The 25,377-nt window shown below is 72.8% G+C and carries 18 protein-coding genes and 1 pseudogene; 9 read left to right on the forward strand and 10 right to left on the reverse strand.

Annotated features, from left to right (window positions below):
* Positions 1 to 6: 6 nt before the first annotated feature.
* Positions 7 to 1,674: a penicillin-binding transpeptidase domain-containing protein gene (locus HJD23_RS19520; protein ID WP_171117281.1), complete on the reverse strand. Its 1,668-nt coding sequence runs from the start codon at positions 1,672 to 1,674 to the stop codon at positions 7 to 9.
* 115 nt (positions 1,675 to 1,789) lie between these two features.
* On the opposite strand from HJD23_RS19520, the gene HJD23_RS19525 reads away from it, so the two are divergent.
* From HJD23_RS19525 to fxsT, 5 genes are all read left to right on the forward strand, one after another.
* Complete coding sequence (locus HJD23_RS19525; RefSeq protein ID WP_240980758.1) at positions 1,790 to 2,716, forward strand: LysR family transcriptional regulator; 927 nt, start codon at positions 1,790 to 1,792, stop codon at positions 2,714 to 2,716.
* Positions 2,713 to 3,585: a serine hydrolase gene (locus HJD23_RS19530; protein WP_171117277.1), complete on the forward strand. Its 873-nt coding sequence runs from the start codon at positions 2,713 to 2,715 to the stop codon at positions 3,583 to 3,585. The genes HJD23_RS19525 and HJD23_RS19530 overlap by 4 nt, the downstream gene beginning before the upstream one ends.
* 54 nt (positions 3,586 to 3,639) lie before the next feature.
* Positions 3,640 to 3,948 carry a trypco2 family protein gene (locus HJD23_RS19535; protein WP_171117275.1) on the forward strand — a complete coding sequence of 103 codons (309 nt, stop codon included), beginning with the start codon at positions 3,640 to 3,642 and terminating at the stop codon, positions 3,946 to 3,948.
* 110 nt (positions 3,949 to 4,058) lie between these two features.
* Positions 4,059 to 5,630, forward strand: a complete 1,572-nt coding sequence (locus tag HJD23_RS19540; RefSeq protein WP_171117272.1) for a hypothetical protein — start codon at positions 4,059 to 4,061, stop codon at positions 5,628 to 5,630.
* Between the two features lie 207 nt (positions 5,631 to 5,837).
* Positions 5,838 to 9,809, forward strand: coding sequence for an FxSxx-COOH system tetratricopeptide repeat protein (gene fxsT / locus HJD23_RS19545; RefSeq protein WP_171117271.1), 3,972 nt, complete (start codon positions 5,838 to 5,840; stop codon positions 9,807 to 9,809).
* Between the two features lie 54 nt (positions 9,810 to 9,863).
* On the opposite strand, the gene HJD23_RS19550 is transcribed toward fxsT, so the two are convergent.
* From HJD23_RS19550 to HJD23_RS19570, 5 genes and pseudogenes are all read right to left on the reverse strand, one after another.
* Positions 9,864 to 11,726, reverse strand: coding sequence for an HEXXH motif domain-containing protein (locus tag HJD23_RS19550; RefSeq protein WP_171117269.1), 1,863 nt, complete (start codon positions 11,724 to 11,726; stop codon positions 9,864 to 9,866).
* Between the two features lie 38 nt (positions 11,727 to 11,764).
* The gene (locus HJD23_RS19555) at positions 11,765 to 11,950 is read right to left on the reverse strand and encodes a hypothetical protein (RefSeq protein WP_171117266.1); all 186 of its coding nucleotides are present in this window, start codon (positions 11,948 to 11,950) and stop codon (positions 11,765 to 11,767) included.
* Between the two features lie 103 nt (positions 11,951 to 12,053).
* Positions 12,054 to 13,112, reverse strand: coding sequence for a trypsin-like peptidase domain-containing protein (locus HJD23_RS19560; protein ID WP_171117265.1), 1,059 nt, complete (start codon positions 13,110 to 13,112; stop codon positions 12,054 to 12,056).
* Positions 13,109 to 14,551, reverse strand: a pseudogene (locus HJD23_RS19565) (condensation domain-containing protein). The gene HJD23_RS19560 and the pseudogene HJD23_RS19565 overlap by 4 nt, the downstream one beginning before the upstream one ends.
* A gap of 219 nt (positions 14,552 to 14,770) precedes the next feature.
* Positions 14,771 to 16,462, reverse strand: coding sequence for a lysyl oxidase family protein (locus HJD23_RS19570; protein WP_171117260.1), 1,692 nt, complete (start codon positions 16,460 to 16,462; stop codon positions 14,771 to 14,773).
* 297 nt (positions 16,463 to 16,759) lie between these two features.
* Between HJD23_RS19570 and HJD23_RS19575 the strand changes: the two genes are divergently transcribed.
* The 3 genes from HJD23_RS19575 (at position 16,760) to grpE (ending at position 19,899) form a co-directional block, all read left to right on the forward strand.
* Positions 16,760 to 17,548, forward strand: a complete 789-nt coding sequence (locus HJD23_RS19575; protein WP_240980759.1) for a hypothetical protein — start codon at positions 16,760 to 16,762, stop codon at positions 17,546 to 17,548.
* 152 nt (positions 17,549 to 17,700) lie between these two features.
* A complete protein-coding gene (locus HJD23_RS19580) occupies positions 17,701 to 19,356 on the forward strand; it encodes a glycoside hydrolase family 13 protein (RefSeq protein WP_171117258.1) in 1,656 nt (551 codons plus the stop codon).
* A 96-nt stretch (positions 19,357 to 19,452) separates the two neighbouring features.
* Positions 19,453 to 19,899: a nucleotide exchange factor GrpE gene (gene grpE / locus HJD23_RS19585; protein WP_141312177.1), complete on the forward strand. Its 447-nt coding sequence runs from the start codon at positions 19,453 to 19,455 to the stop codon at positions 19,897 to 19,899.
* A 10-nt stretch (positions 19,900 to 19,909) separates the two neighbouring features.
* Here grpE and HJD23_RS19590 read toward each other — a convergent pair whose 3' ends face one another.
* The 4 genes from HJD23_RS19590 to thrS form a co-directional block, all read right to left on the reverse strand.
* Entirely contained in the window at positions 19,910 to 20,983 is a 1,074-nt protein-coding gene (locus HJD23_RS19590; RefSeq protein WP_171119100.1) for an aminopeptidase P family protein, read from the reverse strand.
* Positions 20,984 to 21,309: 326 nt separating this feature from the next.
* Positions 21,310 to 21,762 (reverse strand): hypothetical protein, encoded by a 453-nt coding sequence (locus HJD23_RS19595; protein WP_171117256.1) that lies wholly within the window; start codon positions 21,760 to 21,762, stop codon positions 21,310 to 21,312.
* Positions 21,763 to 21,848: 86 nt separating this feature from the next.
* Entirely contained in the window at positions 21,849 to 22,802 is a 954-nt protein-coding gene (locus HJD23_RS19600) for a nucleoside hydrolase (protein ID WP_171117254.1), read from the reverse strand.
* Positions 22,803 to 22,867: 65 nt separating this feature from the next.
* A complete protein-coding gene (gene thrS, locus HJD23_RS19605; protein WP_171119096.1) occupies positions 22,868 to 24,106 on the reverse strand; it encodes a threonine--tRNA ligase in 1,239 nt (412 codons plus the stop codon).
* Positions 24,107 to 24,555: 449 nt separating this feature from the next.
* Between thrS and HJD23_RS19610 the strand changes: the two genes are divergently transcribed.
* The gene (locus HJD23_RS19610; protein ID WP_171117251.1) at positions 24,556 to 25,350 is read left to right on the forward strand and encodes a hypothetical protein; all 795 of its coding nucleotides are present in this window, start codon (positions 24,556 to 24,558) and stop codon (positions 25,348 to 25,350) included.
* Positions 25,351 to 25,377 lie beyond the last annotated feature (27 nt).

Genomic DNA, 25,377 nt, shown 5'->3' on the forward strand with positions numbered 1-25,377 from the left:
TCCTGCTCATGACTCGGGCACCGCCGTCAACAGGCTGTGGACAACCGGGCCCGCCGAGCCGCCGCCCGTCACGCCCTCCTCCACCACACACGCCACCGCCACATTGCCGCGATACGCCACCATCCAACCGTTGTTGTCCTGCTCCTCCGACACTTCCGCCGTGCCCGTCTTCGCCCCGACCTCGCCCGGCAGATCGGCCAGCACCCGCGCCGTACCGTCCGTCACGGTCGCCCGCATCAACTCCCGCAGCTGCGCCACCACATGTTCCGGAAGCGGCGTCGTCGCGGTCGTGATCCCGCTCTCGTCCTCCGCCGTGATCGTCGGCTGGTGGAACGTCCCGGACACCGCCGTCGCCGTGACCGACGCCATGATCAGCGGGTTGGCCTGCACCCGCCCCTGCCCGATCATCGACGCCGCCTTCTCGGTCTCGTCCCGGGGCACCGGCACCGAGCCGTCGTACGACGGGATCCCGACGCGCCATTCCTGCCCGACACCGAAGTACTTGCCCGCGACCTCACCGAGTTCCCCGTCCCCGAGCTCGCCCCGCAGGCTGATGAACGCCGTGTTGCACGACTCGGTGAAGTCCTTGCGGAAGCTCGCCCCCGGGAACTCGGAGGTCTCGACGTTGTGGAACTGCTTTCCCACCGTCAGGTACTTGGGGCAGTCCACGACGTCGTCCAGCCCGACGGCCCCCTTGAGCAGCAGGGCGGTGCTCGTGACGATCTTCCAGGTGGAGCCGGGCGCGTAGGTGCCGGAGACGGCCCGGTTGAAGCCGGACGACGGCGAGTTCGCCACCGCCAGGATCTCCCCGTTGTCGATCCGCAGCGCGACCAGCGCCGCGTTCTTGCCGTCGGCCTCACGAGCGAGCGCCTGCTCGGCGGCGGACTGCCAGTCGGCGTCCAGCGTCGTACGCACAGGGCCGTCGTCGCCCGAGCCGTCCTGAGGCGCCTCCCCGAAGCGGGCCTCCGTACGTTCCACCTCCCCCGTCACCCGGTCCACCAGCCGCACCGCACCGCGCGGCCCGGCACCGGCCCCACCGACCTGTCCCAGCACCGGCCCGAGGGACGGGAATTCGTCAGTCGCCAATACGACCCCCTCCCGATCGGTGACCTCCGGACCCTCCGCCTCCTCCCGCTCCAGACGGAACTTCTCCGTCTCACTCAGCCGTGGATGGACCAGCGACAACCGCCAGTCCACCTTCCAGCTCCCGTCCCCCTGCTCCCGCAACGGCAGCTCCGACTTGTACGTCCATGTCCCCAGGTCGGTGATGGGCATCCGGGCCGTGAACGGGACGGTGACCGTGCCGTCCTCCGCGAGCGCGGGCTGCGCCGCCGTGAGGTTCGGCTTGCTGATGTCGAGCCCGGCCGTGAAGTTGCCCAGCACCTTCTGGGCCGTACCGGGACTGGTCGTGCGCGCGGCCGCGCTCGGCAGGCGGCCGCCCGCCCAGTCCGCCAGGAACGCCCGCGCCTGCTCCAGGGCCGCCGGATCGGGCCCGGCGTCGCCCCGGGCGAAGGGGCCGATCCCGGCGGCGTACGCCCCGCCGGCCCCGACGGCGAGCACCACCCCGACGGCGGCCACCGTTCTCACCCGGCGCCGCGGTCGTCGCCGTCTCGCCGTCCAGGTCGTGGCGGCGGAGTAGTCGCTTCCCGGCGTGTGCGCATCGCGGTTGTCCATGCCCCGAGGACAGCAACGTCCCGCCCCGTCTGTCCAAGTCCGATATCGATCTCGGATCCATCAATTCGCGATATGGTCGCTGGTCGTGGACCTGGTTCGGCACCTGGAGTGCTTTGTGGCTGTTGCAGAAGAGTCACACTTCGGCCGTGCCGCCGCCCGTCTCGGCATGGCGCAGCCGCCCCTGTCCCAGCGCATCCAGCGTCTGGAACGCGAACTGGGCGTCCGCCTGTTCGAGCGCACCAGCCGTCAGGTGCGGCTCACCGAGGCCGGCGCCCTGCTGCTGACGCAGGCCCGGGAACTGCTCGCCCGTTCGGGTGAGTTCCTCGCCACCGCGCACCGCATCCGGGACGGCGAGACCGGCCTGCTGCGGGCCGCGCTGCCGCCGGACCTGTCCGGCGAGACGGTCGCCGCCCTCCTCGCGGACTTCGACCGGCGCCACGACCTGGCCGCGCCGGAGCTGGAGCTGCACGAACTGTCCACCGCCCAGCAACTGGCCCGCTTCGCCTCCCGCGACCTGGACGTCGGCCTCATCCACCACCCCTGCGACATCACCGGCCTGGAACTCGGCCCCGTCCTGCGCCGCGACCTCGGCGTGCTGCTGCCGCCCGGCGCCCCGGCCGCCGACCTCACCGAGGTGCCCCTCGCCTCCCTCACCGGCCACGACCTGATCCTCTTCCCCCGGACCGACGCCCCGGCGCTGTACGACGACCTCCTGACCACCTGCGCCCGCAACGGCTACACCCCGCCCGCCGTACGCCACGCCCAGGGCGCCAGCTTCGTACGGGGCCTGGTGCTGTCCGCCGGGGCCGTCGCCCTCACCCCACGCGACACCGTCACCGCCCCGGACATCGTCTGGCGCCCGCTGGCCGGTGCCCCGCTGGCCTGGCGGCACTCCGTCGCCTGGCCCAAGGGGCGCGGCAGCACCGCCGTGACCGCCTTCGCGGACGCGGCCACCCACGCGCTGCGCGGCACCGCCGGCGCCGCCCCCGACGTACCGACCCGTCCGCTCCATCTGCGCCCGGCATCGGAGTACTGGCTGTGACCGACGCCCTCGGCCGTGTCCGCGCGGCCTTCGCCGAAGCCGGGGTCACCGGCTGGCTGCACGCCGTCGACATCGACACCGGCGCGCAGCTCGACGCGGGTGCCGACCAGCCGGTGTGCACGGCCAGTGTCCACAAGCTGTGTCTGCTCGTCACCCTCCACGAGTTGGCCGACGCAGGCCGGTTGGACCTCACGGAGCAGGTGGACTGCCCGCCCGGCCGTTCCCCGGGCCCCACCGGCCTGGCCGCCATGCTGGACCCCGTACGCATGTCCCTGCGCGACCTCGCCTACCTGATGACGGCCGTCAGCGACAACACCGCCGCCGACCTGCTGCTGGGCCGCGTCGGCCTGGACGCCGTCAACCGCACCACGGCCCGCCTCGGCCTCACCCGCACGCACGCCGTGCACACCTTCGGCGAACTCCTCGCCACCCTCAGGGAGGACGCCGGGCCCGGCGGCGCGCGGATCCTGACCGACCCGCACGTCCTGACCCGCCTCAGGGCCCTCGACCCGGCCCGCACCAACCGCAGCACGCCCCGCGACATGACCCGCCTGCTGAGCGCCGTGTGGCGGGACGAGGCCTGCGCCCCCGAGCACGCCGCCACCGTCCGCCGCCTGCTCGGCCTCCAGGTCTGGCCGCACCGCCTGGCCTCCGGCTTCCCCTTCGACGACGTCCATGTCGCGGGCAAGACCGGCACTCTGCCGACCCTGCGCAACGAGGTCGGCGTCGTCGAGTACCCCGACGGCGGCCGCTACGCCGTGGCCGTCTTCACCCGCACCGCCAACCCGGCGGCCACCCTCCCGGCGGCGGACGCGGTCATCGGTACCACAGCCCGACTGGCGGTCGAGGCCCTGCGCGCGCGTGCCTGAGCCGCCGGGCGGGAACTGGTGCCTCCCCTTCCCTCCCGCCGCTAGGATCGCCGCATGGTCGAACTAGCCGAAATGATCCGGGAGTTGAGGCAGGAGCTGAACTCCGCGCTGGCCGGTGGCGGCGATGGGCCCGTGCGGTTCGAGTTGGGGGCGGTGGAGATCGAGGCGACCGTCGCCGTGGGGCGGACGGGCGGGGCCGGGGGGAAGGTGCGGTTCTGGGTGGTGGAGGCGGGCGGTGAGGCGCGGGTCGACTCCTCGCGGACGCACCGGATCTGCCTGACCCTGCAGCCGAAGCTCGTCGCCCCGGACGGCACCCACCACGCCGTGCTGATCTCGGGCGACGAGGCGGAAGGGGAACGCTAGGGCCTGTCAGACAGGCCCTGGCCACAGCATGCTCGTTTCTACCCCCTGACGTGGGGGGACGACTGGCCGTAGGCTGGTCGGCACTGTCAGTGGCAACTCAGGTGGGACTGGTGGCGGGTCGGGAGGTCACGGGGGTGGAAGGGCGCAGCCCTGCGCGGGTTCGCAACGAGCTGGTGGCCGATGTCGTCGACGTACTCCAGGAGTCGGCCACGCTGCGGCACACGAGCAGCGCGGACCTGCTGGTGACCATGCTGGGGCAGGAACTCGGCTCACCGGTGGAGCCGTTACGCGGTGAGGCGTTACGGCCCTGGCTGCTGCACCTGGTGGAGAAGTGCGCGGGCGTGCCGGACGGGCTGCCCTGTCTGGTGCGCTGTCTGGGGTATGTCGAGCAGCAGTCGACCGCCGTGACGGCGCTGCGGCGGCTGGTGGACGAGTGGGAGGCCGTCGACTTCTTCGACGGGGCCGATCTGCATCCGCTGCGGCCGCTGCTGCAGGAGATCCGCTCCGCGTCCACGCTGGCGGCGATGGCGCGCCGGGCGAGCCGTTCGCGCACCCAGGAGCTGCCGCCGTGGTGCGACACGGGCTGGGCGGTGTTCCTGCGGCTGGCCGGGGACAACTCGGCGGCGAAGGAACTCCCGGTGAGCATGGCGTTCCTGTCCCTGGCCGCCGACCAGCTGGTCGAGGACGGGCAGGTGGACGCCGCCGAGCGGCTGCGCCGCTGGAACCGCCGGCAGGCCCGCACCTGGGGCCTGGAGGACAAGATGGCCGAGTGGCAGCGCGGCAGCGGCGTCGCCGAACCGGTGGCATCCTCGCTGATGCCGGCCTATCTGATGATCCAGTTCGAGCCGGACGGCGTGGACCGCGACCGCTACTACCTCTCCCACTGGCGGCAGTCCGACGCGGAGGGCTGGCATCCGGTGCCCGGGGAGACCCTGCATCTGCACCGCGACGAACTCCCCTCCGAGGTCGAACAGCTCATCGAGCAGACGGAGGAACGCTGGTCGGATCTGCGCCAGCCGGTGGTACTGGAGTTCATCCTCCCGTGGGAACTGCTCGGCGAACCCGTCGAGTGGTGGCACAAGGAGTCCGACTCGCCCTCCCCGACCCCGCTGGTGATGGACTACGCCGTGCTGGTGCGCAGCTTCGAGCGGCTCAGAAGGGCGGCCTGGCACCGGCCCTGGCACAACAAGTGGCGGCACTTCAAGGAACGTCCGGCCGACACCCACTCCTACTGGAACCGGCCCGGCCACTCCCACTTCCATCTGGAGCGGGAGCTGAAGGAGGACGAGCACGCCGTCTGCCTGGTGCTCAGTGAACCGCCGGGCACCGACTCGGCCGCCGGCCGCCGGGAGTACCTCGCGGGCCTGCGGGCGGGCGTTCCGGCCATGATCTGGCACCGCGGCGACTGCTCCGACCCGGCGTTCAAGGAGGCCGTCGCCGACATCGTGCAGGACCGGGGGCTGGCCGGTCTGCTGGAGCGGACCGGAAGATGGCGCAAGGAAGCGCTGGCCATGGGGCCCGAGGGGTGGGACAACCACGTGGGACGCCATCTGGCGATCCTGCTCGACGACCCGGAACGCCGGCCCGTGCCCCCGGGACCCGACCACGCGCGGGGGGAGCGGCCGGCCGGGTCAGAGGTGCACGGAACGCCCACCCGCCAGCCGAAGGGTGACCCGAATTGAACGAGCGTGCGCGTATCCGCCCGCCTGTGTTTCAGGTCGGCCTAACTGCTTCCGTCATGCTTTCGTATGCACCCGGCGCGAGCCGCCGTGCGCACTTGCTTCACGAACGGAACCGCTGTCAGGCTTTGCCCGTGGCTGTCACGCATGCCGGGGGTCTGCGCGACTCCGCCACCCGCTCATCGTCACTACGACGCCTTGAGGGCACGCATGCATGATGACGATGGCCAGCGACCGGAGGAGTCCGCACGGGCACGCCGTGAGGCCGCTCATGTCCTGAGCCGGCTCGGACAGCCGGGCGGGCCGCAGCCGGGCGGGCCCGAGCCCGCGGAAGCGGTTCTGGTCATCGACACCCACCCCACCATGCGGGTGTGGTACGAGACGGTCCGCGACGACCTGGTCGAGGAACTCGAACGGACGGGCGCCTTCACCCGCGTACGGGTGGTACGGCTGCTCGGCACCGACGAGACCGACCCGGCCCGGGTCAGCCCTGAGGAACCATTAGGTCCCGTCCCGGAGCAGGCCCGCCGCGTGGTGCTGGTGCTCACCGACGGCCTCGCGGCCGGCTGGCGGCTCGGTGCCGTCCAGCCGCTGCTGCGCGGCTGGGCGCGGACCTGCCCGGTCGCCGTGGTGCATCTGCTGCCGCAGCAGCTGTGGTTCCGCACCGGCCTTGACGTGTACCGGGTGCGGATCCGGGCCCCGCACGGCTGGGCCGCCAACAGCGCCTGGGACTGGGAGGAACGCGAACCCCCGGCCGGGCTGCGGGACACCGACGAGGCCGGCGCCGAGCGGGACGGCACCGCCGTCGTCGTACCCGTGCTGGCGCTGACCGGGCCGTGGGCGGCGGCGCTCACCCGGCTGGTGTCCGGGCCGGAGCCCGAATGGCTGGATCTGTCCGCCATTCAGGCCCGCGAGTGGAAGAGCCGGCCCGACGCGGCCCGCGCGCTGCCCTGGGCGGAGGAACTGCCCGACCCGCTCAGCACCGTGCCCGCCGCCGAACGGGTCTCCGACTTCCGGGCCGTCGCCAGCCCCACCGGGTTCGCCCTGGCGACCCGGCTGGCCGCCGCGCCGCTGAGCCTGCCCGTCATCCGCCGGATCGTCGCCACCACCCCGGACGCCGGGCCGGTCCATGTCTCCGAGCTGCTGATCAGCGGTCTGGTACGGCCCACCTGGGAGCACGGCGAGGGCCCGGCGGACGTGGTGTTCACCTTCGCCCCCGACATCCGCAAGGAGCTGCTGGCGCTCGGGCGGCGCAGCGCCACCGCCCGGGTGCTGCGCGAGGTGCGCGCCCTGTTCGCCGCGGACGACCTCGCCCGCACCCTGCTGCCGCCGCCCACCGAGCCGCTGGACACACTGGCGATGCCGCATGTCGGCAGCCGCAACATCGCCTTCCTCCGGGTGGAGCTGACCGCCCTGCGGGCCCTGTCGGGCCGCTACGACCAGCGTGCCGCGATGCTGGCGCAGGTGCTGAGCTGGCACGATCGGCGTTACGCGGTCAGCCTGGAGAAACCACGACGTGCAGTGACGGGACCGGTACCGTCCGCTTCGCCCCCCGCGGCAGGCGAAGCCGCTACCGGCACCGAACCCCGGACCGCCTCCGAAGGAGCCTCGCAGATGCCGACACCACCCCAGCGGACCGTGGAGACGGAGGACCGCGCGACACAGCCGCGGGTCTGGGGGAACCTGCCGCCGCGCAACCCGAACTTCACCGGGCGCACGGAGCTGCTGGAACTGCTCGACCAGCGGCTGCGCGAGGGCACCACCACCGTGCTGCCCGAGGCGATCCACGGCATGGGCGGCGTCGGCAAGACCCAGCTCGCCATCGAGTACGCCTACCGGCACCAGTCCGAGTACGACATCGTGTGGTGGATCCCCGCCGAGCGGCCCGGCCAGATCGGGCAGGCGCTGGTGGAACTGGCCCAGCGGCTCGGCCTGGTGACCACCACCGAGGCCAACATCGCCGGACCCGCCGTCCGCGAGGCGCTGCGCGAGGGCCGGCCGTACTCCCGCTGGCTGCTGATCTTCGACAACGCCGACAACCCCGAGCAGGTCCGCCACTACTTCCCGCAGGGCGGCAACGGCACCATCCTCGTCACCTCCCGCAACCGGCGCTGGGGCCAGGTGGGCGGCTCCCTCGAAGTGGACGTGTTCACCCGCGAGGAGAGCAAGGAGCTGCTGCGCCGCTCCGGCCCGCCGCTGCGGGACGAGGAGGCCGACGCGCTGGCCGAGGCGCTCGGCGACCTGCCGCTGGCGCTGGAACAGGCCGCGGCCTGGCGGGCGGAGACCGGGATGCCCGCCTCGGAGTATCTGCGGCTGTTCGAGAACAAGCGGATGGAGCTGCTCGAAGTGGCCCCGCCGCCGGACTACCAACTCCCGGTCGCCGCCGCCTGGAACGTCTCCCTGGACCACCTGGAGACCCGCAGCCCGGCCGCGCTGCGGCTGCTCCAGCTGTGCTCCTACTTCGCGCCCGACCCGATCTCCCGTTCGATCTTCTCCGGCCTCGGCAACAGCAGCATCTTCCCCGAGCTGGACGCGGCGCTGAACGACCCGATGCGGCTCGCCCGGGCGATAAGGGAGGTGAACCGCTACTCCCTCGCCCGCATCGACCACCGGACGAACTCGATCGAGATGCACCGGCTGGTGCAGCTCGTCCTGAACAACCGCATGAGCCCCGAGGAACAGTCCCGCATGCGCCACGGCGCCCACACCCTGCTGGCCGCTGCCGACCCCAAGACGCCCACCAGTCCGGCGAGTTGGCCCCGGTATGCGGAGCTCTACAGCCATGTCATCGCCTCCGACGCGATCAAGTCGGACCAGCCGTGGGTGCGCCAGCTGGTGCGGAACATCGCCGAGTATCTGTACTACTGGGGCGACCACGACGTCTCGCTCGACTTCTCCGAGCAGACCTGGGAGGCCTGGCTGACCATCTTCGGCGAGGAGGACCAGCAGACGCTGCTCATGGGGCAGTGGCTGTGCTTCATGTACTGGGTGGTGGGCCGGTTCGACGACGCGGCTCGGCTGGTGGCCCACCTCAGGGAGGTCTACGACCGCACCGCCCCGGCCGACCAGGAGGACACCCGCGAGGACGCGCTCGACGCGCTCCAGCTGGAAGCGGCCGTACGACGCGTCGAGGGCCGCTTCGCCACCGGCGCCGAACTGGACAGAATCGCCTACGAACGGGCCCGCCGGGCCTTCGGCGAGGACGACCCGACAACGCTCAACATCACCCACAACCTCGGGGTGAGCCTGCGTCTGGTCGGCGACTTCCGCCAGGCCCTGGAGCTCGACCGGCGCACACTCGACCTGAAGCTGCGCCTGTTCGGCCGGGACGACCAGCGGGCCCTGACCACCGAGAACAACGTGGCCATCGACGTGCGCGAGACCGGCGACTACGTTGGTGCCCGCGCCCTGCAGGAATCCGTACTGGCCGCCTACCGGGACGTCTTCGGGCAGAGCAACCCGGCCACGATCGAGGCGATGCGCCAGCTGAGCGAGGCCTGCCGCAAGGAGGGCGACCACCTGCGCTCGCTGGAGCTGGCCACCGAGGCACACGCCCAGTTCACCCGCCGCTACGGCGACACCCACCCCCGGTCGCTGGCCGCCGCACTGACCCTGTCGGTGGCACTGCGGCAGAACGGCGACCTCCAGGCGGCCCGCACCCGGGGCCTCAAGGCCTCCGAGGGCTACCGGCAGATCTACGACCCGCACCACCCGCACGTCCTGTCCGCCGACGTCGACCTGGCCGTCACCCTGCGCCTGCTCGGCGGGCCCGAGGAGGCGCGACGCCTGGACGAGACGGCACTGGGCTCGCTGTCCGACCGGCTCGGCGCGGGGCATCCGCTCCCCCTCATCAGCGCCATCAACCTGGCCAGCGACCTGGCCGCTCTCGGGCACCACGAAGAGGCCCGGCACCGGGGCGAGGACACGCTGGCGCTGTGCCGGACCACGTTCGGGGAAAACCACCCCACCACGCTGGCCTGCGCGGGCAACCTGTCGGTGGACCTGGTCTCCGTCGGCGAGGAGGAGCGGGGCACCGCCCTGCGCGCCGACACGCTGGCACGCATGGAACGCGTCCTCGACGCCCCGCGGCTGCAGGTGGAGTCGGGCACCGCACACCCGGCCACCACCCAGTTCCGCGACGGCCAACGCGCCAACTGCGACATCGACCCACTGCCGCTGTGAGGGACCGCGCCCGGGGCCTTCCGTTCGGATCGATCGGCCGGGAGTGACTGCGTCCTAGGACGCCGCGTCCCCCGCCAGCCACGCTGCCAGGCGTACAGGGTCGGCACCCCGGCCGGTCGTCGCGATGAGGGCGTCCTGCACGGACCGGGCCCGTTCCGGGAAGCCGAGGAGCAGGCGGGCGGCCGCCTCGTGGGACGGGTCGCCGGACAGGGAGCGGCCGAGGCCCGCCCAGGCGGCCACGGGTGCGCCCTTGCCGGACAGCCGGTCGGCGTAGGCGGCCCGGGCCTCCTCGCGGTGACCGCGGATCAGCAGGACGTCGGAGGCCTCGACGCCGTCGACGCTCCCGGCCACGGTGTGCTGCCAGGTCCCGTCGGGATCGCTGAGCTGGTAGCGGGCGAGGACGGCAGCGCTGTCCAGGTGGCGGGCCTCGGTGTCGGGGACAAGGGCGGGCTCGGCGACCAGGGCGGCCGGCGGCCGGGCGGAGCCGCGTCGCCAGTCGCGTACGGCCTCCTCCACGGCGGCGGCCGGAGGCCGCAGGTGGTGCGCCCGCCAGCGGGTCAGGTGGTCGCCCGCGACCTCGTGGGCCAGCCTCAGCTGAGCCGCGGGCACCTCGTCGGTCATCCACTCGGCGCACCGCTCGCTCAGACCGTCCAGCACCCACCGCCCCAGCGGCGTCAGCTGCTCGTGTCCACGGACCTCGTTGAGCACGGACCACACCTGCGTGCGCCACATCGCGAACTCGAAGTGGGCCAGCGGGGCGTACGAGGGGTCGGCGGTGTGCCGGTGGGCGCGCCAGAACCGGGTCACGCCGAGGAAGGCGTAGATGCCCTGGAGCAGTCCGCCCAGCGGGCGTGGGTCATCACGCCAGGGGGCGTAGTGCAGCCACGCGGGGGTCGGCGGGTCGGGGGCCTGCTCGGTCAGCGGGCCCAGGTGCATGAGACCGCCCAGCTTGGTGTGCTGGAACTCGTGGACCAGGGTCGCGGCGAGTTGGGGTACGTCGTCGGGGCGGGAGGCCGTGAGCCCGCCGAAGGCGTCGCCGGCCGTGCTGCTGTGCGGCCGAAACCTTTCTCTCGGCGGCGTGGGAGCCACCGACATCAGCCCCTGGCGCATGGCGGCGGCGCTGACCGGATCGTCGCGCAGCAGCACCTTCCAGGCGTCGGCGAGCATCGACTCCCAGGTCGCCGCCTCCGCCGTGGACAGTGGCCGGGGCTCGCTCGGGCGGGGAAATGTCCGGTACGGGTCCAGTTCCTCCAGCACCAGCGACTTCGCGTCCGCCCCGGATCCCAGGGTCAGCCTGCGCACCGGCAGCCAACCCGGGCCGCGCCGGTCCCATCCGGGCGCGACCTCGACGATCGCGCCCCGCGCCCCCGTGATGCGCAGCCGACCCGCGCGTCCCGTCACCCGGGCGGTGTTCCACGGGTGGGGGTCCGGCAGGACGGCGCAGCCCAGGGTCGGCAGCGGAACCAGCCCGCGGCGCACCGGGACGGTGATCGAGAAGTCCAGCCCGGCCCGCGTGCCCGCGGCGGCCGCCAGCGCCGCCAGATGGCCGACGGCCACCCACCGGGGGGCGTCCTCGTAGGCGCGTCCACGCACCCGGCGCACCGCGAGGGAGACCCACATGCCCGTGTTGGGAGACATCAGAACGTCCTCGAACGCCTCGGGCGCCCGCCGCTGCGCCCGTTCCAGCAGCGCCCAGGCCTGCGCGTACGACACCCGGGTGTCGTCGGCCGGGTCGTCTTCGCGGGACAGCGCGTTGTCCAGGGCCCGCATCAGCAGCAGGCGACGGCTGCGCTCCGCGCCGAGCAGTTCCGCCACGACCGCGCTGTCGCCGTCGCCTCGGGCGAGCGCCAGGGCGCCGGCCGACGACAGCCGGTGGAACTGCAGAAGATCCCCCGTCGTCATGGCGTCAGCGGCCACGGGTCCCCCACGGGTCGATGCCCGTCACCACGGCCGGGTCAGTCGAACCGGGACGGGTTGTACGACACCGTGATGGCCTGCGGGCCGTCGATGTGGCGCAGCAACTGCTCCAGCGACTCGGTAAAGGCCGTGCCATCCATGGAGCGCAGCGCTTCAAGAGAGACCCCCGAGAGATCGACGAGACAAGACTCGACGGCAGGCATCGTTTGCTCCACGGCTGCCAAGTCCCCTCCCGTGCCTACGAGTCCGCGCTGTCGGTCTCAACCATCATGACCCAGCGGGGCACAAGTCGAAACCCCATATCCCGGCCGCCCAGGCGAGATCACGTCAGCCGTAACGCCCGGCCAGCCGCGCGGCCGCGCGGTCGACCCGCTCCACTTCCGGCGACGGTCCTTCCAGCAGCCGTACCGCTTCCAGGAGCTGGTCGAGCGTGCCCGGGTAGCGCAGGCAGGTGCGCACGATGCCGTAGACGTCCATCCGCAGCCGGGGGTCGCGGGGGCTGTTGGCCGCGATGCGGTCGCTGATGCTGTCCAGCAGCAGGGCCATGCCGTTGCCGCTCCGCAGCAGGGGCAGGGCCGTGAGGGCGTCGACGAGGTCGACCAGCTCGCGCAGGGGCAGTTCGCCGGGCAGCCCGGTCAGGGGTGTGACCGGGCGGGGAGCCGCGGTGGCGGAGGCGAGTGCGGCGCGCGGGGGCAGTCCGGCGTACCGGCCGAACCCCTCCAGCGCGGCCGGGGGCAGGTCGTCGTACCACCGCTCCACCCGCCGGGCCGCGAGCCGTCCCAGCCCGTCCGCGCGATGGTGCGTACTCACGACCCCGATGACCGCGCCTCCGCACCACACCGCCGCACCGGACATGCCCTCCCACGGCGAGCGTTCCGGTTCGACGTCGGCGGGCGGGACGACGACGGCCAGTTCGAGCGTGCCCTCGCGGCGGTTGGACAGGACGGAGACGGTGCCGGAGACATGGCAGGAGTCGCGGTACTGGCTGGGCGAGCCGTCGTCGAGGGGTCGTGCGGTGTCCTTGCGGAGCTTGAAGCGGGGGAAGCCCATGGCGCTGAAGGGCAGCACCACGTCGGCGTCCGGGACGGCGGCGTAGCGGGGCGGGGCGACGGCGGGGAGGCCGGGCGGGGCGCCGGTCAGCTCCAGCAGGGCGACGTCGGCGGCCTCGTCCAGCAGGGCGACGCGGGCGTCGGCGCTCCACTCGCCGGGCCGGTCGGCGTCGAAGCGGACGCGCACGGAGTCGACGGGCCCGGCCACGACATGGGCGGCCGTCAGCACGCACTCGCTGGTCACCCGATACCCGGAGCCCCGCCGACCGGGCCTCGCGGCCACGAGTATCTCGGCGACGCGCGCCGCGTCCAGCCCTTGCTCCCCCGGGTCCGTCACATCGGTCCACTACCCCTGGGGTGCGGGGCGTACGCCGGAGCGACCGTGAGGGGGGCCTCCCGGGCCACGGCGACGATGTGCTCGCGCAGGCGCTGCGTGAACAGCCGCATGTTCTTGCGCGCGACGTCGGTGTCCGGGTAGCGGCTGGCGAGTTGGAGGCCCTCGTGGAGGCGGGTCAGCCAGACGCAGACCTGGTCGCCGTACGACACCCGGATCAGGCCGTACGCCTTCAGGTCCTGCCAGCGTTCGGAGCCGGTGGTGGCGCGGGCGTCGACGAAGGAGACGATCGAGTACAGGTCGGGGGAGGTGGGGCGGAAGTCGGCGCCGAGGAGTTTGAGGACGCGGGCGATGGGCTTGCGGGACAGGGGGCGGTTCTCGCGCAGGGCGCTGCGGACCATGCGCAGGGCGCTGTCGAAGTCGGGTACCTCGGCGACGGGGATCTCGATCGGGGCGCCGCCGACGTACCAGCCGACGGAGTCCGACCACTGGGAGCGGACACGGGTGTGGAAGGGCACGACCGTGCGGTACACCTGCTGGCCGGCGATCTCGCGGACGATGAGCGCGGTGGCGGCGAGGACCCCGACCAGGCTGCCGCCGTACGGGCGTCAGTACGCCTCGAAGGCGGTGGCGTCGGCGTCGGCGACGAGCATCTCCTGCATGAACTTCTGTGCGGGCAGCGGCCCTTCGGGGTCGAGGCCGAGCTCGACGGGGAAGTTGGGCAGCCTGCCGTCGCACTGGGCGATGAACTCCCGCCAGCGGGCGACGATCTCGTGGGTGTCGTCGAGGCGGTCGGCCTCGGTGCGTTCGAGGGCGCAGAAGTCGACGTAACTGGCGACGGGGGGCGCGTCGAGGCGGCGGCCGGCGAGGGCGGAGGCGTACAGCTCGTGGATCTCGGCGGGGATGCGGTAGAGGGAGTGCGCGTCGACGTTGCTGTGGTCGAACGCCATGTAGACGCTGGTGCCCTCGTCGTGGACGACGGCGGTGTAGATGAAGTTGGGCCAGCTCAGCGCGTCCGCCACGGTGTCGAACCGGTCCTGCAGATAGCGGGTCAGCCTGGCCGCGTCGCCGAAGGCGCCCCGGTCCACGCGGTGCAGGACGACCACGTCCGCGTCGAGCGTGAAGCGCCGCATGTCGTCGTCGATCCAGCGGAAGCCGCTGCGCAGCGTCTCGTGCCGCAGGGTCCAGGCCCGCAGGGCCTCCTGGAGTACGTCGAGATCGGCCCGGCCCGGCATGTCGAACGCCGCGCCGAGCCAGGTCGGCACGAACAGGCCGTCCTCGCGCACGGAACGCGCGGTACGCACGTGCGACTCCTGGACGTACGCGGGCGGCCGGGAGTCGTCCGGCATGTCGGCCGCGGCCTTGACGGCCGCCGGATGCAGCGTCCACTCCACGAGCCGCCCGGGGCGGATCTCGCAGCGCTGGATGTCGGTCATTCGCACAGCATTCTCCGTTCGCCTCGCCTGCCCACGGGAGACGACCGGCTCGGCGACCGTGTCTGCTGGGCATCGCTCAGTGCACAACGGGACCAACGCTCGCGGTGTTGCGGAAGAAACGCGGACTTTTCGGTTCCGTGTCGCGCGGGCTGCTTCCCTGGAGTGGAGTTGGCTCGCAGGGGAACGCCCCCGGTGTGGCAGCCGGGGGCGTTCGTCGGGCCGGTGTTACGGGGCGTTGATCAGGTCGTGCGGGGGGACCTGGACCGTGCGGGCGCCCGGTTCGCCGCCCAGGACGACCTTGCGGAGGGCGACGTTGTTGTTGAGGTTGGTTTCCTTGAGGCGCTTCTCCGGGTTGGCGATCACCTGGATGTAGTACGTGCCGTTCGGCAGGTCGGTGATGTCGAAGGACTGGCCGGGACGGTACTGGGTGTACGTGTCGCCGGAGCCCACGTCGAGCACCTCACGTACGGAGATGGAGTTCTGCTGACCGCACGCGGTCGACAAATCCGTGTTGTACGGGCGCCAGTTGGCGTTCTTCACCGTGTAGTCGATGGCGTCGGTGTTGGCCAGGCAGAACGCCTCCTTGCCGCTGCGCACCTCCTTGGTCTGGTCCGCGCTCAGCAGCCGGTAGCTGGCGAAGTCCGTGAAGTGCCAGTGCTCGTGCCCGATGCGCGGGTCCCACTCCATGGTGCCGGTGGGCGTGTACCCGACCTGCTTGCCGTCCGCGTCGTAGAAGTACTGGTACGCGTCCATCAGGTCCGCGCCCGGCTTGCGGAACCCGTCCACGACGAGCGGCGCGGGCCCGGCGTTCCACACGTTCGCGCTGAACGCCAGATAGTCCTTGCCCGGTACGTCCCCGTCCTCGCCGTCCGTGATGGCGATGTCCCACGCCGGCAGCGAACGCAGATCGGGCTTGGGCACGCCCGCCGGAACACCCGCGCGCCCGGTGGGCCGCTTGGCGTTCGGCTTCAGCGCGGGCGCGATCCGCGAGCCGTCGGTGTGCCCCGGCCCGTCGCCCAGGTGCGAGGCACGGCCCCGGTCCTCAAGGGCGTGCGACAGCTGGGGCGGGGTGGGCGCGTCGGCGCCGCGGGGGCCGTAGTGGTGGGCGGCGTGCCCACCCGCGGCGGCCCCACCCGCGTCATGGCCGCCGTGCCCGCTGTGGTGGGCGCCGGAGCGCGCGGCGGCCGCGCCCTGGCCTTCACCGCCGTCGGTGATCTGCCGGACGTTCACCTTGATGGTCGGCCGGTCGTTCGGGATGCCGAACAGGTCGCGGTACTTCTTCGCCACCGCCACCTTCGCCGTGTACTCACCGGCCGGCAGATCCACCGGCTGGTCGTAGTCGACGGTGCTGGAGTTGGACGCCCAGCCCTTCTCCACGCCCCACACGGAGCCCAGCGTCCACGGGTTCGTGGGGCAGCTCTCCGGGTAGTGCGAGGTCGCCGGGGCGTCCGGGTGGATCCGGCCGGAGGCGTTGTTCGGGCAGAAGGTGCCCTTGGACTTCGCGACCTCCTCGCCGGCCGCGTTCGTGATCGACACCTCCAGGAAGCCCGGCAGCCCGGAGAAGTCCTTCACCAGCCCGGCGGGCAGTTTCTTGGTCCGGACGTTCTTTCCGTCGCGCAGGATCTGCCGGGCGACCACCGGGTCCTTGTACGACTTGCGCGTCACCTTGAACTCCAGCGGCGCGTTGTCGACCGTCACGTACGTCCCGAGGTCGAGATAGACCCCGGGCTCCCCCTCCCAGCGGTCCAGCGTCACGGACTTCGACGCGGCGATCAGCTTGAGCTGCGGTTTACCGGGCGTGGTGCTCGCCGGGTCGGCCCCGGAAGCGACCGCGGCGCCGCCGACGACGACGGCGAGCGCGGTGCCGGCGGCGAGCGCCGAACGCCTCACGCGATTGCGGTGTTGCTGACTGGTCATCGGTTCCTCGTCTTCGAGTGCCGCCCGTGGGCGGCATCGGACCGGACAGCCCACGTCACCCCGGCCACCGCTGTACCGACGCACCCCACGCGCCCGGCGCCCGAGAGTCTGTGAGCATCATGTGAGATGGGCAAAAACCGCGTGTGGGTTGCCTGTTGGGGCCGAAGTTCGTGCGGGGAACGGGAGCCTCGCCCCGGCGAATCTGTGCAGGAGCGTCACACAGGCTGCACACAGTGGCCGGGAACCGTCGTTACCGTTGCAGGCCGTTCGGGGGCTGTCGACTCAGGAAGACCGCAGATGGACTACTGGCGGATGGACTACTGCTCCTCGTGCCGTCGGCATCTCAACGGCGCCCTGGTGTGCCCCGGATGCGGCGCCTACGCCCCGGACATCGCGCCGGTCGCCCGGGCCGAGGCCGAGCCGGAGCCGGTGCACGCGCCGGCGGTCCCGGAGACCGAGGAGACGGTCCCCTTGCCGGAGGGCCGCGCGGCCCGGCGTCGGCAGCGGGTCCGCTGGAAGAAGAGCCGGCGCCGGGCCCTGGTGGCGACGGCGGTCGCCCTGGTCGGCGGCGGACTGACCCTCACCACCCTGGACCGCGGCGCCCCCACCGACCGCGCCCGGGCGGCCGCCGCACCCGAGCTGACCCTGGACACCGCGGGGCGGCAGCCGGCGGAGCACATACGTCCCACGGCGCCCCAGCCGGACGAGCACCGCACCGCGCCCGGGCCGACCGCCCCGCGGTCGCAGTCCCCGGGCTCGGACTCCGACTCCGACTCCGATTCCGACTCCGCGACGAGCCGCGCGCAGCAGCGCCCCACGGCCCCCGCCCCGCACAGCGCGCCCCCTGAGGCACCGGTCTCGGTCCCGACGGCCCCGCCGACGGCACCCCAAGCCCCGCAACACCGCTCCGACTCCCAGGTGCCCCCGGTGAACACGGCCCCCAGCGCCACCACCCCACCGCCCCAGCCGGCCTCACCCCCGGCCGACACCGGCACGAAGCCCACCACCCCCGACCCGGCGACCTCCGCCCCGACGACGACGCCCACGTCACCCCAGCTCTGCGTACTGGTCCTCTGCCTGGGCTGACACCTGGCCGGGCCTCCTCCGCACCCCGTTCCGGACGCCGCACCCCCGTTCCGGACGCCACGCTCCCACACGCCGAGGTTCACCTTTCCGGTGAAGTGGACAAAGTCCTCGTATCGTCCGGCGCAGAGCGACCGACCGTAGGAGGAGCCCGAGTGACCACTGCCGACCTCTCCCCCAAAAGCCCCGACTGGTGGCGCCAGGCCGTCATCTACCAGGTCTACCCCCGCAGCTTCGCCGACGCCGACGGCGACGGACTCGGCGATCTCAAGGGCGTCACCCAGCGCCTCACCCACCTCTCCGCCCTCGGCGTCGACGCCCTCTGGCTCAGCCCCTTCTACCCCTCCGAACTGGCCGACGGCGGCTACGACGTGGCCGACTACCGCGACGTCGACCCCCGCCTCGGCTCCCTCGACGACTTCGACGCGATGGTCGGCGAGGCACACCGCCTGGGCCTGAAGGTGCTCGTCGACATCGTCCCCAACCACAGCTCCCACCAGCACGTCTGGTTCCAGGAGGCGCTGCGCGCCGGGCCCGGCTCCGCCGCCCGCGACCGTTACGTCTTCCGCGACGGCCGCGGCGCCCACGGCGAACTCCCGCCCACCGACTGGCAGTCCGTCTTCGGCGGCAGCGCCTGGCGCCGCGTCCCCGACGGCCAGTGGTACCTGCACCTCTTCGCCCCCCAACAGCCCGACCTCAACTGGGAGAACGAGGAGGTCCGCGCCGACTTCCGCACCACGCTGCGCTTCTGGTCCGACCGCGGCGTCGACGGCTTCCGCGTCGATGTCGCCCACGCCCTCGCCAAGGACCTCAGCGAGCCGCTGCGCGACCTCGGCGCCCCCGAACTCAGCGACGAGGCCGCCCTCGCGTCCATGCCGCCGGGCAGCCACCCCTTCTACGACCGCGACGAGGTCCACGAGATCTACCGCGACTGGCGCAAGATCCTCGACGCCTACTCCCCGCCCCGCATGGCCGTCGCCGAGGCCTGGGTCCCCGGCGCCCGCCGCGTGCTGTACGCCCGCCCGGACGAACTCGGCCAGGCCTTCAACTTCGAGTATCTCAAGGCCCGTTGGGACGCCGACGAACTGCGCGAGGTCATCACCGCGTCCCTCGCCACCGCCCACGCGGCCGGCGCCTCCGCCACCTGGGTGCTGTCCAACCACGACGTCATCCGGCACGCCACCCGCCTGATGCTCCCGCCCGGCACGGACGCCGACGCCTGGCTGCTGTCCGGCGGCAACGCCCCCACCGTCGACGCGGCGGCCGGCCTGCGCCGCGCCCGCGCCGCCACGCTCCTGATGCTGGCGCTGCCCGGATCGTCGTACGTCTACCAGGGCGAGGAACTCGGCCTGCCCGAGGTGGCAGACCTGCCCACGGCCGTCCTCCAGGACCCCATCTGGGAGCAGACGGGCCGCGTCCGCAAGGGCCGCGACGGCTGCCGGGTGCCGCTGCCGTGGACGATGACCGGTCCGTCGTACGGCTTCGGCGCGGGCGGCGCCTGGCTGCCGCAGCCGGCGAGCTTCGCGTCGTACGCCGTCGAGGCCCAGGACGGGGTGGAGGGCTCGACCCTGGAGCTGTACCGCACGGCCCTGCGGCTGCGCCGCAAGCTGCTGGCGGGCGAGTCGCTGACCTGGGCCGACGACACCCCGCCCGGCGTGCTGCACTTCGTCCGCTCCGACGGCTGGCGCTGCCTGGCCAACCTCTCCGACCGTCCCGTACCCCTGCCGCCCGGCGATCCGCTGCTGTCCAGCGCGCCCCTGGAGCCCGACGGCCGCCTGGGCCCGGACACCACGGTCTGGCTCGGCCGCTGACCCCCGCATCCGTGCAGGGCTCCCCTTGACAAGCCGCTGCCCTCGGCTTACCCAGGGCTGGTAGGCACAGCTCGCTTGGGCGAGGAGGTGGCCGGGATGGCCGGATCCCAGGCTTCCGGCGGGAGCACCCGCGCGGAGCTGGCCGAGCGCACCGCCGACCTGCAACGCGTGAAGGCCGAGTACGACAACTACCGCAAGCGGGTGCGGCGGGACCGGCTCGCCGTACGGGAGATCGCGGTGGCCAATGTGCTGCGCGGGCTGCTGCCGGTGCTGGACGCGGTGGACCGGGCGTGCGCGCACGAGACGATGACACCGGGGCTGCGGGAGATCACCGAGGCCCTGGAGGTCCAGACCGGGGCGCTGGGCCTGGTGGCGTTCGGGGAGGTGGGCGACCCCTTCGACCCGGCCCGCCACGAGGCGCTCGCCCACCACGTCTCCCCGTCCTGCCCCCGCCCGACCTGCACGGCGGTCCTGCGCCCCGGCTACCGGGTCGGCGACCAGCTGCTGCGTCCGGCCTGCGTGGAGGTCACCGGCCCGGAGTAGCGCCGTACCCCTACGCGACGACGGCCATCTCGTGCGGCGTGTTGTTCAGCCGCCGCACGCCGTCCGGCGTGCACGTCACGATGTCCTCGATCCGGACCCCGAACCGGCCCGGCAGATAGATCCCGGGCTCCACGGAGAAGCACATCCCCGGCACCAGCGGCTGCGGCTCGCCCTCGACGAGATAGGGCGGCTCGTGAGTGGTGACGCCGATGCCGTGACCGGTGCGGTGGATGAAGTACGCGCCGTACCCGGCCTCCTCGATCACCGCCCGCGCCACCCGGTCGATCTCCTGGCACGTCACCCCCGGCCGCACCGTGCGCACCGCCGCCTCCTGCGCCACCCGCACGATGTCGTGCACCTTGCGCTCCTCGGCGCTCGGCTCGCCCACGTGCACGGTACGGGTGATGTCGGAGCCGTACCCGTCCTTGAGCCCGCCGAAGTCGAGGACGATCATGTCCCCGTCCTCGATCACCCGGTCCCCCGCCTCATGGTGCGGATTCGCCCCGTTCGGCCCCGAGCCGACGATGGTGAAGTCGACCTGGCTGTGCCCGTGCTCGCGCAGCAGCCGCGCCAGATCGGCGGCCACGTCCGCCTCCCGCCGCCCCGCGAACCGTACGGCCAGGATCTCCCGGTACGCCGCGTCCGCCGCCGCGCCCGCCGCGGCCAGCCGCTCCACCTCGTGCGCGTCCTTCACCGCCCGCAGCATCGGCAGTACGACGCTCAGCGCGCGGTACGTCGTCAGCGGCAGCGCCTCCTGCAACCCGAGCAGGTGCAGCGCCCAGGTCGCGTCCCCGATCCCGTACCGCCCGTTGGTGCGCAGCAGCCCCGCCGCCACGGCGTACGGGTCCTGCCCGTCCCGCCACTCGGTCATCCGCACCGCGCCCGCCCCCGGCGCGGCCGCGGCGTCCGGCCGCTCCAGCGCCGGGACGAGGAGGTGGGGCTCGGAGTCCTGGGTGAGGACGAGGAGGGTGAGCCGCTCGGTGACCGGGGGCCGGTACCCGCACAGCCACGCCAGGTCCGGGCCGGGCGTGACCAGCACCCCCGACAGCCCGGAGGCGGCCGCGTCATGGGCGGCGCGGCGCATCCGGGTGGCGTAGTCGTGCTCGGTGAAGGCGATGGGGTCGTGGTCGCCGGACGCCACCGGGTGCGTCGGGTACGCGGGGTGTGCCGGGTGCTTGGGGTGCGCCGGGGGGGCCGGGTGCTCAGGGTGCTCCGGGTGCGCGGGGTGCTCCGGGTGCACCGGGTGCACCGGGTCCATCGCGCCCATCGGTCCCGCTGTCTCGCTCATCGCTGTCGCCTCGTCGCTCGGCCGTGGCTGTCCGCCGCGGTCCCGTCCATTGGAAGGGTTCGGTCGGGTGGGTGCGTCCGCGAACTGGCCCATACGAGTGATCCCGACGGCCGTCCCGCCCGTCAGTACCGCACCGCCTGCCCCACCTCCGCGCGCACCTCGCCGGACAGCTCGTGCGTGCTGCGGGCCGTGCCCGTCCCGGTCTCCCCGGCCGGCACGTCGGCCACGGTCAGCACGACGGCGTCCCGGAAGTCGCCGTCCTCGTCGGTGAAGTTGACCTGCACGACGAAGGACTTCGTACTGTCGGCGGTGTTGCGCACCCTGACCTCGACGGTCGTGCGCCCGTCCGGCCCGCTCACCGGATCACCGAGCGTCACGTCCTTGGTGACGTCGACGCCCTCCCCGATCTCGTCGAACCTGCGCTCCGCCTCCGCCGTGGCGGACGCCCACAGATCCGAGGCCCGCGCCCCCGGCTCCTCCTCGCCGCCGTCCCCGCCCCCGCACCCCACCGTCCCGGCGCCCACCACCGCCACCAGCACGGCTGCGACCGCCCACCGCGTCCGGCATCCGGCCATGTCAGCCTCCAGCCCGAGGAACCCGTCGCCTCCCTCCAGTGAAGGCCCCCGCACGCGTCCCCGCATCCGGGCAGGTCAGGCCGTGGCTAGCCTTCCACGGTCGTCAGCCACAGCTTCACGTACCGCTCCTGGTCGACGTCCAACGCCACATCGACCAGCGGCTGTTCACGCGCCTCGCCGTGGATCTCGGACTCACCGGGCCGGGGCCGGAGATCGACGACGGTCTGCCCCCGGGTCGGCCCCGGCGCCAGCGACACCTCGACGGGCAGCGCCCGCGTGGTGAGCCCCGCGGGATCGGCGACCGCGCACACCGCGCCGGCGTCGCCGAGCCCACCCGCCGGATCCTCCTCGGTCCCCGGTCCCCGATGGGCCAGCAACTCACCCCCGAGCCGCGCCCCCGGCTCGGAACTCGCCCGCAGCCGCCGTACGTCCGACGCCGGGACGACGACCCGCATGAACACATCCAGCCCGTACATGGTGATCGGCACCCCCGCGGTGAGCAGGATCGCGGCGGCCTCCGGGTCGTGCCACACATTGAACTCGGCGACGGGCGTCGCGTTCCCGGCGGCCACCGCACCCCCCATGAAGACGATCCGCTCGATGTTGGCGGTCACCTCCGGGTGGGTGCGCAGCAGCAGGGCGATGTTGGTGAGCGGGGCGGTGGGGATGAGGGTGACCGGCCGCGGGGAGGCGAGGATCTCGCGGCGCAGCAGCGTCACGGCGTCCACGTCCACCGGCGTACGGGTCGGCGCGGGCAGCCCCAGGTCGCCCATCCCGTCGTGCCCGTGCACATGCCGGGCGGACCGCGGCGCCTCGACCAGCGGCCGTGCGGCACCCCGGGCGACGGGTACGTCACCGGCGCCGGCCTGCTCCAGCACGGTGAGCGTGTTCCGTACGACGCCGTCCACGTCGGTGTTCCCGGCGACGCAGGTGACGGCGCGCAGGTCGATCGCCGGGTGCCGTACGGCGAACAGCAGGGCCAGGGCGTCGTCGACGCCGGTGTCGCAGTCGATGATCACCGGGATGGGCTGACCGTTCACGCGGTGCTCCTTCACGCGGGGCTCTTCTCACCGGGCCGGTACGATCCCTGCCCACGCCAGCGACCCTACGCGGATTCCCACAACGCGGTGCCGCGAGCCGCCACCCGGGCGACGATCCGGTCGACCAGGTCGTCCGCGCCCAGACTCCCCACCCGCCGCCCGTCCCGCAGCCGCAGGGAGACCGCCTTGTCCTGGACCTCCCGCTCCCCGACGACGACCTGATACGGCACGAACCGCGCCGCCCGGATCCGAGCCCCCAGACTCCCCTGCTCGGCCCCGGCGACCTCGGCCCGCACCCCACGGCCGAGGGCCCGCCGCACGACCTCGTCGGCCCACCCCCTGTGCGCCTCCGCCACGGGCATCACGACAAGCTGCACGGGTGAGAGCCACACCGGAAACGCACCCCCGTGCACCTCGATGAGCTGCGCGACGGCCCGTTCCACGCTCCCGATGACGCTGCGATGCACCATGACGGGCCGATGCTTCCCGCCGTCCGCGCCGACGTACCGCAGCCCGAACCGCTCGGGTTGGTAGAAATCGATCTGCACGGTGGACAGGGTGAATTCCCGCCCCGCCGCATCCACGACCTGCACATCGACCTTGGGCCCGTAGAACGCGGCCTCACCTCCGACGGCCTCGTAAGCCACCCCGGCCGCATCGAGCACGTCCCGCAACAACGCGGTGGCCTGCCGCCAAAGCCGCTCGTCATCGACGTACTTGCCGCCCTTGTCGCCCGCCCCCGGCAACGACAGCCGATACCGGGCAGCGGAGATCCCGAGATCGGCGTACGCCCGCCGAATCAGCCCGAGCGCGGCGGCGGCCTCGTCGACGGCCTGATCGTCGGTACAGAAGACATGGGCGTCATTGAGCTGAATCCCTCGAACACGGGTGAGCCCACCGAGCACGCCCGACAGCTCCGCCCGATACATCGCGCCCAACTCGGCGATACGCAGCGGCAGTTCGCGATAGCTCCGCGCCCGCGCCCGATAGATGAGCGCATGATGCGGACACAGGGACGGCCGCAGCACGACCTCCTCCGCCCCCACCTCCATCGGCGGGAACATGTCGTCGCGGTAGTGCTCCCAGTGCCCGGAGATCGCATACAGCTCGCGTTTCGCCAGCACCGGCGAGTACACATGCCGATACCCCGCCTGCCGCTCGACCTCCCTCAGATACTCCTCCAGCACATGCCGTACGACGGCCCCGTCCGGCAGCCAGTACGGCAGCCCGGCCCCCATCAGCGGATCGGTACCGAACAGCTCCAGCTCCCGCCCGAGGCGCCGGTGGTCGTACGCGGGTTCCATCGAATGCACGGGTCTCCCTCTTTCTCGCGTTCGGGGCGAGACCCGCTGCAACGACCGAAGCCCCGGGGTCCTCACCCCGGGGCTTCGACATCGGTTCAGCAGTCAGCGCGCCGGGACACTCTCCGGCGTCGTCGTGAGAGACGGACGGGCGCGCTTCATGAGGAGACGGTAACGCGGGGACGGACGCCGCCGCGAAGCATTTCTCGTCCCACCGGCGGACCCGGACTCCACCCCGTACTGCGATTTCAAGTGGGGACCCCTGTCGTGGCTGCATTCCTATATCGAGTGGGCCGTCCGGCCTTCCGGCGGCGCTGGTAGGTCGCCCTGGTCTGGGCGGCTCACCCGTACGGCCCAGCCCCCTGCCCCGTACGGCCCGGCGTGCTGGTGACTCGCCGGTTGGGGTGGTCTCGTTGATCCACCCCCGTCGGCAAGTCCCTGGAGGCACCCCGATGACCCCGCGCCTGTCCGCCCGCTTCTTCGTCGTCTCCCTGTTGTCGGCGGCCGGGTTGGTCGCCGTCGGTGCCTGCTCGGGACTCGCCTCCGATGTCGCGCGGTACGCGACCTCCCCCGAGTTCTCCTCCGCCTCACCCGACGGCATCTCCCCGCCCCCGAAGACGCCGCCCGCCCTCACCGACGACCAGGCCCGGGCCGCGCTCATCACCGAGGCCGATCTCGGGGACCCGTGGGCGCCGACGCAGGGCGTCGCGACCTGGCGGGACGGGTTCCTCAAGGCGTCCGCGCCGCACGGGATGACCGACTGCCAGCGGTTGCTCGACGCCCTGTACAGCGACGAGCTCCTCGGTGCTCCGCCCCGCGCCGTCATCGGGCTCGACGACGGGTACGCCGACGCCCAGCTCCGGTACCAGGTGTCCTCGCAGCGGCCGGCGGATGTCGATCAGACGCTCGTCTGGATGCGGACCCTGCCGCAGAAGTGCCGCCAGTTCACGGCGACCACCGCGCGCGGGCTCGTGCAGGGCGTGCAGGTCGTCGACTCCGCGTTGCCGGCGGTCGGCGATGCGCGGCAGGGGCTGCGGATCATGGTCACCCGTGACGAGGACGGTCCGGGCGAGGGTGAGCCCGTCACCCTCACCCTCGACGTCGCCGCCGTCCGGGTCGGCGAGGACGCGTTCACCGTCACCAACGGCGGGCTCGGCGCCGTGTACCCCGAGGCCACCCAGGCCGCGGCCGAGCTGGGGGCCAAGCGGCTGGCGGAGGTGCGTAAGCAAGGGCGGGTGACGGTGTGAATCCCGCGTAAATCCAACCCGGCCGGT

Source organism: Streptomyces sp. Z423-1 (assembly GCF_013009255.1).
In the GTDB taxonomy this organism is placed as follows: domain Bacteria; phylum Actinomycetota; class Actinomycetes; order Streptomycetales; family Streptomycetaceae; genus Streptomyces; species Streptomyces gossypiisoli.

Coding starts and splice junctions, on each gene's coding strand:
- HJD23_RS19520 (WP_171117281.1), bottom strand. CDS start 1,674: ATGGACAACCGCGATGCGCACACGCCGGGAAGCGACTACTCCGCCGCC.
- HJD23_RS19535 (WP_171117275.1), top strand. CDS start 3,640: ATGGTCGAACTAGCCGAAATGATCCGGGAGTTGAGGCAGGAGCTGAAC.
- fxsT (WP_171117271.1), top strand. CDS start 5,838: ATGCATGATGACGATGGCCAGCGACCGGAGGAGTCCGCACGGGCACGC.
- HJD23_RS19570 (WP_171117260.1), bottom strand. CDS start 16,462: ATGACCAGTCAGCAACACCGCAATCGCGTGAGGCGTTCGGCGCTCGCC.
- HJD23_RS19575 (WP_240980759.1), top strand. CDS start 16,760: ATGGACTACTGGCGGATGGACTACTGCTCCTCGTGCCGTCGGCATCTC.
- grpE (WP_141312177.1), top strand. CDS start 19,453: ATGGCCGGATCCCAGGCTTCCGGCGGGAGCACCCGCGCGGAGCTGGCC.
- HJD23_RS19590 (WP_171119100.1), bottom strand. CDS start 20,983: ATGCGCCGCGCCGCCCATGACGCGGCCGCCTCCGGGCTGTCGGGGGTG.
- HJD23_RS19595 (WP_171117256.1), bottom strand. CDS start 21,762: ATGGCCGGATGCCGGACGCGGTGGGCGGTCGCAGCCGTGCTGGTGGCG.
- thrS (WP_171119096.1), bottom strand. CDS start 24,106: ATGGAACCCGCGTACGACCACCGGCGCCTCGGGCGGGAGCTGGAGCTG.
- HJD23_RS19610 (WP_171117251.1), top strand. CDS start 24,556: ATGACCCCGCGCCTGTCCGCCCGCTTCTTCGTCGTCTCCCTGTTGTCG.